The sequence below is a fragment of the Phormidium pseudopriestleyi FRX01 genome (assembly GCF_017313335.1).
GTDB lineage: Bacteria > Cyanobacteriota > Cyanobacteriia > Cyanobacteriales > Laspinemataceae > Laspinema > Laspinema pseudopriestleyi.
The window spans coordinates 1-11,518 of record NZ_JAFLQW010000661.1 but is presented as its reverse complement, the minus strand read 5'-3'; the positions used below and the strand labels follow the sequence as shown (position 1 = coordinate 11,518).

The 11,518-nt window shown below is 48.8% G+C and carries 12 protein-coding genes; 6 read left to right on the top strand and 6 right to left on the bottom strand.

Features of this window, described 5'->3' with window-relative positions; translation table 11 throughout:
• The 4 genes from J0895_RS24785 to J0895_RS24770 all read left to right on the top strand — a co-directional run.
• On the top strand, window positions 1-588 hold a 588-nt coding region (locus tag J0895_RS24785; RefSeq protein ID WP_242541577.1), incomplete at its 5' end, for an IS200/IS605 family accessory protein TnpB-related protein.
• Window positions 589-648: 60 nt separating this feature from the next.
• Window positions 649-1,890 (top strand): HhoA/HhoB/HtrA family serine endopeptidase, encoded by a 1,242-nt coding sequence (locus J0895_RS24780; RefSeq protein WP_207090649.1) that lies wholly within the window; start codon window positions 649-651, stop codon window positions 1,888-1,890.
• Window positions 1,891-2,275: 385 nt separating this feature from the next.
• Window positions 2,276-2,809, top strand: a complete 534-nt coding sequence (gene def, locus J0895_RS24775) for a peptide deformylase (RefSeq protein WP_207090648.1) — start codon at window positions 2,276-2,278, stop codon at window positions 2,807-2,809.
• 121 nt (window positions 2,810-2,930) lie between these two features.
• The gene (locus tag J0895_RS24770) at window positions 2,931-3,224 is read left to right on the top strand and encodes a hypothetical protein (RefSeq protein WP_340643584.1); all 294 of its coding nucleotides are present in this window, start codon (window positions 2,931-2,933) and stop codon (window positions 3,222-3,224) included.
• A gap of 163 nt (window positions 3,225-3,387) precedes the next feature.
• On the opposite strand, the gene J0895_RS24765 is transcribed toward J0895_RS24770, so the two are convergent.
• Both J0895_RS24765 and J0895_RS24760 read right to left on the bottom strand, forming a co-directional pair.
• The gene (locus tag J0895_RS24765) at window positions 3,388-4,404 is read right to left on the bottom strand and encodes a glucokinase (protein ID WP_207090647.1); all 1,017 of its coding nucleotides are present in this window, start codon (window positions 4,402-4,404) and stop codon (window positions 3,388-3,390) included.
• 57 nt (window positions 4,405-4,461) lie between these two features.
• On the bottom strand, window positions 4,462-5,106 hold the full coding sequence (locus J0895_RS24760; protein ID WP_207090646.1) for a histidine phosphatase family protein: 645 nt from the start codon (window positions 5,104-5,106) through the stop codon (window positions 4,462-4,464).
• 254 nt (window positions 5,107-5,360) lie between these two features.
• Here J0895_RS24760 and J0895_RS24755 point away from each other — a divergent pair, with 254 nt between their 5' ends.
• The gene (locus J0895_RS24755; protein ID WP_207090645.1) at window positions 5,361-6,164 is read left to right on the top strand and encodes a C39 family peptidase; all 804 of its coding nucleotides are present in this window, start codon (window positions 5,361-5,363) and stop codon (window positions 6,162-6,164) included.
• A 233-nt stretch (window positions 6,165-6,397) separates the two neighbouring features.
• On the opposite strand, the gene J0895_RS24750 is transcribed toward J0895_RS24755, so the two are convergent.
• The 4 genes from J0895_RS24750 to J0895_RS24735 form a co-directional block, all read right to left on the bottom strand.
• The gene (locus J0895_RS24750; protein ID WP_207090644.1) at window positions 6,398-6,808 is read right to left on the bottom strand and encodes a type II toxin-antitoxin system VapC family toxin; all 411 of its coding nucleotides are present in this window, start codon (window positions 6,806-6,808) and stop codon (window positions 6,398-6,400) included.
• Window positions 6,805-7,038 (bottom strand): hypothetical protein, encoded by a 234-nt coding sequence (locus tag J0895_RS24745; protein WP_207090643.1) that lies wholly within the window; start codon window positions 7,036-7,038, stop codon window positions 6,805-6,807. The genes J0895_RS24750 and J0895_RS24745 overlap by 4 nt, the downstream gene beginning before the upstream one ends.
• Window positions 7,039-7,211: 173 nt before the next feature.
• Window positions 7,212-9,449, bottom strand: coding sequence for a molybdopterin oxidoreductase family protein (locus J0895_RS24740; RefSeq protein ID WP_207090642.1), 2,238 nt, complete (start codon window positions 9,447-9,449; stop codon window positions 7,212-7,214).
• 266 nt (window positions 9,450-9,715) lie between these two features.
• Window positions 9,716-11,248, bottom strand: a complete 1,533-nt coding sequence (locus J0895_RS24735) for an MFS transporter (protein WP_207090641.1) — start codon at window positions 11,246-11,248, stop codon at window positions 9,716-9,718.
• Window positions 11,249-11,282: 34 nt separating this feature from the next.
• On the opposite strand from J0895_RS24735, the gene J0895_RS24730 reads away from it, so the two are divergent.
• Window positions 11,283-11,518: hypothetical protein (locus tag J0895_RS24730; RefSeq protein WP_207090640.1), on the top strand; the 236-nt coding region annotated here is incomplete at its 3' end.

Genomic DNA, 11,518 nt, shown 5'->3' with positions numbered 1-11,518 from the left:
CGAGTATCAATATTAAAAGAAAATCGACCACAAGGATTTTGGTCAAAGCAATTAGCTAGAATCACCGAAAAGCGCAATCGGCAAATCCGAGATGCAGTTAACAAAGCTGCTAGAATTGTCTTGAATCACTGCATTGAAAACAGAATCGGAACTCTAGTATTTGGCTGGAATAAAGGACAGCGACAAGAAATCAATCTCGGTAGTAAAACCAATCAAAATTTTGTTCAAATTCCTACAGCTAGACTAAAAGACCGAATCGCTCAACTCTGTGAGCAATACGGTATTCAGTTCATTGAAACGGAAGAATCCTACACCAGTAAAGCAAGTTTTCTTGACATTGATGAGCTACCTACATTCGGTGAAAAACCCGAAGGGTGGAAAGAGTCTGGAAAACGAGTTGAGCGTGGATTGTACCGAACTAAAGATGGATATCGAATCAACGCCGATTGCAATGCGGCGGCAAATATTTTGAGAAAAGTAGCGGCAAAATTGGGGTTCAATCTCAATGGAGTCAGTAGAGGGGTGGGGAAAAGCGCCTTTAAAAGTCCGACTTTGGACTCTTTAAGAATCCCTCGGATTTATCCGTAGGGAGTATCAAAAACGTAAGATTGTTTAACGAGTTTTAGCAAGAATCATAGGAAGGCAGCAATGAAAAATTCAGATCGGGATCATCAACGAGGTCATTTTTCCGGGACGCAGGTGCTACTTTACCTGTTGCTGGTGGTGGTAGGAGCTGGTGCGGCATTTATGGGCGATCGCTGGTTACGCGCCAATGGACCTTTATCCTTAGATTCGTTGGATCCCAGAACTCCCTCAGTGACAACTCCCGACGACACTCCCCGAGGGAGGGGAGTGTTATCGTTGCCAGTGAATTCTAATTTTATTGTCGAGGCAGTGGAAAAAGTGGGTCCGGCGGTGGTGCGAATTGATGCGGCACGAACCGTCACGCAGGATATCCCAGATGCCTTTCGGGATCCGTTCTTCCGGCGGTTTTTTGGACAAACGCCGATGGAGCCACAACAACGCATGGAACGGGGTACGGGGTCGGGATTTATTATCAGTGATGATGGTAAAATTTTAACCAATGCTCATGTGATTAATGGTGCAGATACGGTGAGTGTGGTACTCAGGGATGGGCGAATTTTTGAGGGGACGGTGTTGGGAGAGGACTCGATTTCTGATGTAGCGGTGGTGAAGATTGAGGCGACGGAACTCCCCAAGGCAACCCTGGGTAATTCAGAACAACTGCAACCGGGGGAATGGGCGATCGCGATCGGGAATCCCCTGGGATTAGATAATAGTGTGACAGTAGGAATTGTCAGCGCCACTGGGCGATCGAGCCGCGATGTGGGGGTTCCCGATAAGCGGGTGGGGTTTATCCAAACCGATGCGGCAATCAATCCCGGTAATTCAGGAGGTCCGTTGCTGAATGCCCGAGGGGAAGTGATTGGCATGAATACGGCGATTATTAGTGGTGCACAGGGGTTGGGATTTGCAATTCCCATTCAAACCGCACAAGCGATCGCCCAGCAATTAATTACCACCGGCAAAGTCCTACATCCCTTTTTAGGGATTGAAATGGTCACCATCACATCGGAATTACAAGAAGAGTTGAATACTGACCCCAATAGTCCGATGCAGTTATCGGTAAATAGTGGAGTATTAATTGTGCGAGTTGCTCCCAATTCTCCGGCAGAACGAGCCGGATTGAGAGAGGGAGATGTAATTCAGCGCATGGAAAATCAGGCGATCGCCCAGTCGGATGTGGTGCAACAAATTGTTCAAGGGTCGCAAGTCGGAAATTCCTTAGAATTGCAAATTAACCGCGATGGACAAACCTTAAATATCACCGTACAACCGGGAGAAATGCCAGCTAATCCGAGTTTTTAAGTCCTAAATTCTAAAGCAACACCCGGCGGGGGTTTAAACCCTAGCCCTGTCAAGGTGGTAAATTGAAAGACGAAAAATCGTTATTTTTTGTAGGGGTTTGGTCTCCCTACCCTCAAGGGTGGATGTAGGGGTTTGGTCTCCCTACCCTCTTGATAGCGATCGCATTGCACCCCTACAAATACACCTTGACAGGGCTAGGGTTCAAACACCCGCCGGGGCTTAATTCTAAAGTCAGACTACAGCAAGATTCCCTCTATATAGCCAGTCTTGCAGCAGTTTGACAACTGGAACGGCGGACCTCTCCCGCTTTGGGCCGCCGACGGTTGGGGGCCGCCGACGTCCATTCGCAAAATCATTTAGAACCTCTATATATAATAGGAAAGCCATGAATAACCTTCGAGAAATTGTGCAATTAGGCAATCCCGTCTTACGGGAAAAAGCCCAACCTGTCACTAACGTTCACCTTGACTCAATCCAGTCGCTGATTGATGATTTGATGGCAACCTTGCAACTGTCCAATGGAGTCGGGATTGCGGCTCCCCAGATTGCCGAATCCTATCGGGTTTTTATCTTAGCTTCCCGTCCCACCTTGCGCTATCCCCAGGCTCCGACAATGGAGGCGATCGCCATTATCGACCCGCAGATTGTCGCCTATTCTGATGAAAAGGTCAAAGATTGGGAAGGCTGTTTGAGCGTGCCAGGAATTCGAGGATTAGTGCCGAGACATCAGGCGATCGAGGTCGAATATATAGACCGAGAAGGAAAATTACACCATCAAGAATTTACTGGATTTGTAGCCCGAATTTTTCAGCATGAATATGACCACTTAGAGGGAAAAGTATTTTTAGACCGGGTAGAAAGTATGCAGGATATTGTCACTGAACAAGAATATCAAAAGCAGTTTTTACAGCAGTTGTGAGACTGAGAAAAGGGTCTCATATCAACTCGCGGTTTCAGTCCGTCGCCAATTTAAAATTCCCTCTCTTTAGGGGGTGACTGGAGACGGGTAGTACAAACTAAACTGAAATGAGTGAACTTTAATGGATGGATTCATGGAAAATAGCTTATTTAATCAAACCTTTCGAGACAACGAGGGCAATATTGTGATTGCTCAACCCCCCAATCTACCGATGCTGGTGGGAATTACAACGACTCTACTGACATTCGTAGTTCCCAGTGGGAATCTGCATACAGGTTTGGATGCGATCGCCTTTGGTTCTTGGTTTACTTGGGCGTGGCTGGAGATTTTCGACGGCGTGAACTATTTTCGGCGCGCATTAGGTGTATTCGTCTTGATTGCCATCATCGCTGACCGAGTCTTCAACACCTTTTGAACAGAAACGATGTCCTAGGAGTTGGTATCAGATCAGCGACTCTGGACAAGAACCGGGCTTTTTTTGTCCAGAGTCGCGGGTAAAGTGCAGAAATTCGGTGAAAAAACCTGGTTTCTAACCCATACTGTCCCCGAAAGGGTTATGAACCCTCGGGTTGTGGCAACTATAACCGGGCGGCACAGATGGCGGCACCAATCAATCCCACTTGGGGATTAAGAACGATATGAACCGGGACTTTTTCTACCAAAGGGCTAACTCGACCTTTTTGGTTAAAGCTGTTGATAAACCGATCGCCCTCTGTAATTAAGGGCAGAATTTTAGCGGCAATTCCCCCCGCTAAATACAATCCCCCGTAGGGTAGTAATTTTAAAGCCAGATTTCCCGCTGACGCACCGTAAGCTTCCACAAACATTTGCAACGTTTGTTCGCAGATTGGGTCAGATTTTTCCAGGGCCGCTTGGGAAATGTCTGCGGGGTCTTTATCTGCGGGGGAGACATCTTTTCCAGCGGCGATCGCGCGATCGCGTAAAAATTGATAAATTGACGCAATTCCCATCCCCGATACCACTCGTTCGACAGAAACGCGATCGATGTTCTCCCGTTGCCGTAAATCTTGCAACAGTTCAAACTCGATTCCCGTTCGGGGTGCAAAATCCGCATGACCCCCTTCGGAGGGATACACAAAATATTCATCCAAATGCCGGATTAAAAACCCTTGTCCGAGTCCCGTTCCTGCGCCAATCACCGCGATCGGGGCGGCAGTTTGGGATTCCCCAGGTTGTAAGGTATGGAGGTCCGCTTGATTCATCCCCAACACGCCATAACCCACCGCAACAAAGTCATTAATTAACTTGACATGGGGAATGTTGAGTTCTTTTTCTAATCGGTCCGTTGTTAGGGTCCAACTCAGGTTAGTCAGAACGGATTTATGTCCAATCACGGGTCCGGCGATCGCAAAACAGGCCCCCTTGGGTTCAGGGACCTCTCCTAATTTCTGACTCGCCTCCTGGAAAAACTGTCCCACAATGGGGACTAAATCGGGATATTCCTGACTGGAGTAAATCCCCTCATAGAGGGTATCAATCTGGAACGTTCCTGAAGTATCTGCTACAGTCAGCATCTCCACCAAGCGCAAAAGGGATTTCGTACCACCGATATCTCCGGCTAATAGTAAGGTCATCTTGTTGATTCTGAGCGTATGGACTGTTGGATTAAATCCGGTTTCTTTTTCATCTTCCTAAAAAAAACGGATTTCCGCCTCAATTTCTTGCAAATGAGAGCGATCGCCCTTCAGTTCGATGTCCCAGGTTTCCCCTTGGCGTACCAGCTTGTACAAACAGCACAATCCTGCGCTCAACTCCATTTCCTCCGCCTCCACCGCCAAACCCATCGTCGCCCCAATCACCGAGGCCCCATGCCCCACCAACAGAATCTCCCCTGAAAACTCATCCGCAAGTTGTCGCGCCGTGTCTCCCGCCCGTTGCACACAAACTGGATCATATTCGGGATACTTCGGCATCACCCGCGAGTGATAACTTAAATCAATACGGGGAAATTCCTGGGCTAACACTTCCGGGGGGAGGGTTTCCGGCATTTCCGTCATCCACTCTGGATTCAACCATTCACAGAGTCCCCACTCCAGTTTTAGGGGTAAGTCTAAAATTTCTGCCACCTGATTTGCAGTTTGTACGGTTCGCAGAAAAGGCGAGGCGAATATGTGACTTATACGTTCTCCCTTGAGACGTTCGGCCAGTTCTTGCGCTTGCAAAAAACCATCTGACGACAAGGGCGGATCGTACCGACGTTCTGCTGTATTAAACCATTCAGGGTTTACGAAGTCTAAACGGTTTGCGTGTCTTGCAATCCAAACGATTTGAGACATGGGTATAACTCATCTACTCATCAGCTATTTCAGTCTAAGTTGGCACAAGGATGAGTTGCCCCAACCCGGACTTCTTCCTCACTATACTGGTTTCTGACCGCTGGGGATGCAGCCTATGTAGTGAGGGTGACAAACTGTTTTGAAAGTCGGGTCAGCCTAAACACCAGGGCAAGGATAGGCAACCCTCTGGCTAACTGCCAGCCCCGACTCAGACAACTGGTATCAGCATTTTACTTGTTTTTGGGTTAGAAATTATGACCGTAGCACAATCCTATTCGACTCCATCTACCGCGTCCGGAAACCAGTCCACTGAAATAAAAATTCTGTCCGATACAATTTTCAAACAGAAACCCATTTCCTCATCTGATTTAAGCGATTCTGAAAAACAATCGATTCCAGCGGGAACGGTGTTAAAAGTCCAGTCTTACGCCCCAGAAAGCGATCACGTTAAGGTCTGTTTTGCTGAAGAAAGCTTCCAAGGTCGCAACACCTGGTATGTTTATTCTAAACATGGGGTGATTCTGCACAAAGGATCGGTGGCTTTTCCCGATCGCATTAAACTCGCCGTTCCCTACAAATCCCAACTGGATAATGCCAAGAATCCTTACGGCAGTTGCAACACTACTAGCATTGCCATGTGTTTGGCTTACCTGGGAATTAAAGGCAAACAGCCTCACAAACAGTTAGAAGATGAACTCCAAGAGTGGTTAGAAGCCCGGGGTTTAAGTCGTCACGACCCCTATCATTTGGCTCAAGCTGCCGAAGCTTATGGGGCAAAAGACCGCTTTACTGAAAAAGCAACCTTTAATGAAATCAAGGAATGGCTGATTCAAGGTAACCCGATTGTTATCCACGGTTATTTTACCAGTTTCGGTCATATTGTTTGCTTGATTGGCTACAATTCTCATGGATTTATCGTTCATGACCCATACGGTGAATATTGGTCTCATGGATACAATACTTCTGCACCGGGTGCCGGTTTAAGCTATTCTTATGACCTAGTTGATCGGACTTGCAAAGCCGATGGCGATTGCTGGGTTCATTTCATCTCCCGCTAAGGCGTGATTTGAATCAATAAAGTAAGCAGAGCAGAAACCGGGTTTCTCATCCCATTTGTTGGTAAGTATCAGCAATTTTGGATAGAAACCCGGTTTTTCTTTCTCAAGGGCAAGAAACCGGGTTTCTTATTTAATTTTGGGGTAAGTATCAGCAATTTTGGACAGAAACCCGGTTTCTAATTACAACTGTAATGACCGGAAAAACCCCGATTTCTCATTCCATTTGTGTTAAATTACGGCAGTTGCTTGATGATATCCCGTGGGGAATAAGTTGGCATGGGTGCTTGAGCAAATCCGTCGCGATCGCGGGAGATGACTGCCTCTAGATTGGAGGCGATCGCACAGGCAATTTGCACTGCGTCTTCAAAATCATTCAACTCTAAGGCAAGGGCGGATTCTAGAATCAGGCGATCGACTTGACAGATGTGTAACCCGTCCAATAGCTTTGAGACGGCTTGTTTTGCGAGTTGAGTACCCTTACTCTTTATGACAATATAAAAGATATCCGTTAGAGTGGTTGCAGTGATATATCCTTCTATCTGCTTGGCTTCAATCTGAGCAAATAAGGCTTCCGCATCATTCATGAAGGGGTCGCGTTCTAGGAAATAATCCAGAATAATATTAGTGTCCAGCAACACCCTCATGTTAAGTATTTCTCCTTCAACCGTTCTTCTTTAATGGCTTCGATTTCTTCATCGGTGGGAGGGGGTCCTTCGGTTTTTAGAATTCCCCGTAATCGGGTTATGGTTCCTGGGGGAACCGGGGGCCGGGGTCTGATTTCATCATGCACAGAACGGACGATCGCCTCGACAAGAGCTAATCTGTCGCTGACGGATAAGCTGTAGGCTTCTTTACGGAGTTCTTGCCAGTCCATTGGTTTTCCTCGCAATCCATTGGGTCAATTTTAACATAACATTGCGGGAGAATTGGGCGGGTTCGTGGATGGCAAAACTCCGAACTTAAGAAACGACTGAAGTCGTTACTACGAACATAAAGATAACGCCTGAAGGCGTTACTACGAACCCTGGAAAGTTCAGCTTTTTTGGATTAGGAACGTGTGGCGATCGCCGATCGCGGGGCAAAGGCGATCGCAATCGAGTCACCTTGTTCGATGGTTTCAGTTTCGCTGAGGGTTCCCTCTTCTGGGAGAGGGATTAATTGTACCGCACAGGCTTTTAATTCCGGTTGCAGGGAGGAGGGACAGGCTTCGGGGTGGGTGAGGGCGTTAGCTTCGGTTTGGTCACCCCAGAGTTCTCCCCAGTGCATCGGGACGAAGACAGTTCCCGGGGCGATCGCCTGGGTGACTTTGGCGGGAAATCTTGCCATACCTCGGCGCGATCGCACTTCGATTCTCATCCCCTCCACGATGTCCAATTTCTTGGCATCGCGGGGATGAATCTCGATAAAGGGATTGGGGTGCATTTTGACAATTTTATCGATTCTGCCAGTCCGAGTTAAAGTATGCCAATGTCCGTAAAGGCGGCCTGTTGTGAGAACAAACGGATAATTCGGGTCCGGGGGTTCCGCCAATCCTTTGGCATGACAGGCCCCAAAACGAGCGCGTCCATCGGGAGTGGGAAATCTCCAGTCAGTGTAGAGGCGTTTGTTAGTCAGAGGCAGGTTTTGTCCCCCCGGATAGGGCCACTGGGTTGGTCCTTGTTCCGCTAGGCGATCGTGGCTTAACCCCGTCATATCACAGACGCGATCGCGGGTGATTTGCACAAATTCCCCATAGACTTGGGCCGAATTCTCAAAGGGAAACTGTTCGGCAAATCCTAATCTGCGGCCAACTTCCGCAAAGATTTCCCAATCGGGTTTAGCTTGTCCGGGGGGTTCGCGAAAAGCTGGACAGAGGGTCACCACTCGTTCGGAATTGGTCATGGTCCCGGTTTTTTCCCCCCATTGGGCCGCCGGTAACAAAACATGGGCGTAGGCAGCCGTTTCCGTGGGATAGTAGGCGTCTTGATACACCGTAAAGGGCGATCGCCTTAAAGCCGCTTTGGTCCGTTCGATATCCGGCATACTCACCGCTGGATTGGTGGCAGCAACCCACAATAACCCAACGTTTCCGGTTTCTAATCCAGTAATCATGTCCCAGGCAGTCAGACCGATTTCTGGGGCGATTCTGCCTTCCGGCAGTCCCCAAAATTGTTCGATATCCCGGCGATGTTCGGGATTTTTGACAAGGCGGTATCCCGGGAGTAGATTGGCTAATCCTCCTGCTTCTCTACCTCCCATTGCGTTGGGTTGTCCCGTGAGAGAAAAGGGCCCGGCACCGGGTTTACCAATTTGGGCCGTCATCAGGTGCAGATTAATCAAACTCCGGACTTTGGCGGTGCCTTCCGAGGACTGATTCATTCCCATCGACCACAGGGACAAGACGCGCTGAGATTCGCCCCAGTAGCGGGCGGCGGTTTCGAGTTCATCGATGCGGATGCCACAGCGTTCGGCGACAATTTGCGGGGGATAGTGACGAATCACTTCGGCATAATCGGGAAATCCAGAGGTGCATTCGTCAATAAAGACGCTGTTGAGATGTCCCCACTCCATGAGTAAGTAACCGATGCCGTTGAGGAGGTCAATATCGGTTCCCGGGCGAATGCCTAAATAGAGGTCGGCAGCTTCAGCGGTGGTGGTCCGCCGGGGATCAACGACGATCAGTTTGACGTTTTTATTCTTTTTATGATACTTGCGGAGTCGGTTGAAGGCGATGGGATGACATTCGGCGGTATTGGTGCCGATGAGAAAGGCACAATCGGTTTGTTCGAGGTCATCGTAACAGGTGGGAGGACCGTCGGACCCGAGACTTTGAATGTATCCGGCAACGGCGGAGGACATACAGAGGCGGGAGTTGGCATCAAAGTTATTGATGCCCAGGCAGCCTTTTATGAGTTTTTGGGCGATGTAGTAGTCTTCGGTTTGGAATTGTCCAGACCCATACATACAGATGCCCTCGCTGCCGAGGGTGGTCTGTACGGTTTGAATGCGATCGACGATTAAGGTGAGGGCTTCTTCCCAGGTGGCGCGGCGAAAGGGTTCGTCTAGGGAAGCGCGGACCATTGGATATTTGAGGCGGTCTTTGTCTAAGGCTTCGGCGATGGTGGCCCCTTTGACACAAACCATACCTTGTGAGGAAGGATGAGTGCGATCGCCCTGGACTTTCCACATCGGTTTACCTTGACTGTCCCGATGGGTGGCTTTTCCCGGTTGTGCCGGAGGGGAAACTTCTAATCCGCAGCCAACTCCGCAGTATGGACACAGGGTTTTGGTGGGTTGAGTAGACATAAAAGTTTAGTTAGAGTGTAGAGTTTTTTAGAGTTTAGAGTATAGCGATCCTATATCAGTTGTGGAATAAGCCCTCACCCCTTTCTCGTCGGCGGCCCAAAAGGGGAGAGGGGAGTAGCAGAGTTTATAAATCAGGAAAGGATTGCTATATCAGGGAGGACAGGTTAGGGTCCGGTTAGTAAGGATTAATTGTAAGCAATTATTCGAGATTAAAGGGGAGAGGAGCGATCGCTTCTAGGGGCGATCGCCCCTCCAGGGAAAGAGGGTTAGACTTCTGTACCTTCTTCCACGAAATGGGGGACGCTGTGTCCTACAGCGGTTTCCGAATGTGCTTCGTCTCCCTCATGATGGGCAGAAAACGATCCTTTGGGTTCTTTCAGGTAGAAGGCACAAAGGAAGGTGACGATAATGGCGGTGACGCCTAGCACTTGGAAGAAGATCCGGTTTCCGACATCACCTTCAGGGAGGAAGCTAAATAAGGTGAGATAAGCCACGGCACCAACGTTACCATAAGCGCCGACATTTCCGGCAATTTGTCCTGTGACCCGGCGTTTAACAAGGGGAACCATTGCGAAGGTTGATCCTTCTCCCGCTTGCACGAAGAAGGAACACATCATCGTGAGGGCGATCGCCAAGGGTAGCCACCAGGTCCCCTGCACCCCACTCATGATCATATAGGCGACTCCCATACAGCCGGTGAGGACAACCATCGTCACCTTCCGACTCCCGAGGGTGTCCGAAATTAACCCACCCCCTGGACGTGCGGCTAAGTTCATAAAGGCATAACTGGCCGCAATCATCCCCGCCAGCACTTTAGTTAGTCCAAAGGTATTCTCAAAGAAGGCAGGCAGCATGGACACAACAGCTAATTCCGACCCGAAGTTAACCACATAAGTGAGTTCTAAGAGGGCAACTTGGGAAAATTCATAGCGATCGCTCGCCGGATAACGTTTCTGACCCAAAACTAACTCTTTGTTAACCGTCCAGCACTTATAGGATTGGAAAGCATACAATCCCACTAAAAACAGCCAAGATAGCCAGAGTTGAGTTGTATTTAAGAACCCAATTTTATTGAGACGCCAAGCGAGTAACCCGAGGATAGCACTAAGGGGAACATTCATCGCCATCATGAACCAGAAGTCGCGACGGCTAGTTACTTCGAGTCCGCCATGACGAGTGGGACGCTGATACACTTTACCCGGTGGGGTATCTTGGACATTGAAGTAGTAGATGACCCCGTAAACAGCGGCGAAAATTCCCGTCAGGGCGATCGCAAACCGCCAGTTGATTTGACCGGCTGACATAACCGCAGCAATTGTTCCCAAGGTAGGGAGGGTAAAGGCAGCAGCAGCAGAACCAAAATTACCCCATCCCCCATAAATCCCTTCTGCTAACCCGATTTCTTTCGGGGGGAACCATTCGGCAACCATGCGGATACCAATCACGAATCCGGCACCGACAATGGATAATAATAAGCGAGAGACAACCAATTGCCCGAAGTTCTGCGCGAAGGCAAACATCAAACAGGGAAAGGCTGCATAAATCAGTAACACAGAATATGTAATACGCGGTCCATATTTATCGAGGACCATGCCAATAATAATTCGAGCCGGAACCGTGAGGGCAACGTTACAAATAGCCAGAGTTCTAAGTTGTCCTGATTCTAATCCTAATGATTCTTGTACCGCCGTGGCAAAGGGGGCAAAGTTAAACCAGACGACAAAGGAGAGAAAGAAGGCAAACCAGCTTAAGTGTAGGATGCGGTATCGTCCGCGAAATGACCAGAGTTCTGTTAGCATGATTCCTCTACTGGGTTGAAGTATTTTTCTAGGAATGTTGGTAAATCTTGTTGACTGGGCTAATCGCAGCAGGTCCAGCGTTCTCGATCGCTTCGCCTCATCATTAGCCGCAGTGTTTGTGGAAGGGTTTGGATGTGATGCGATCGCCCTGGTTTCTCACTTTATTTACCGACCAAGGGGAGTTGTTCAAGAATTCTATCATGAAGGGGGTTTAATTTATTGTCGATCCGTGGCTGGTCGTTTCCCCTCTTCCCCCGGTGTGAACGGTCG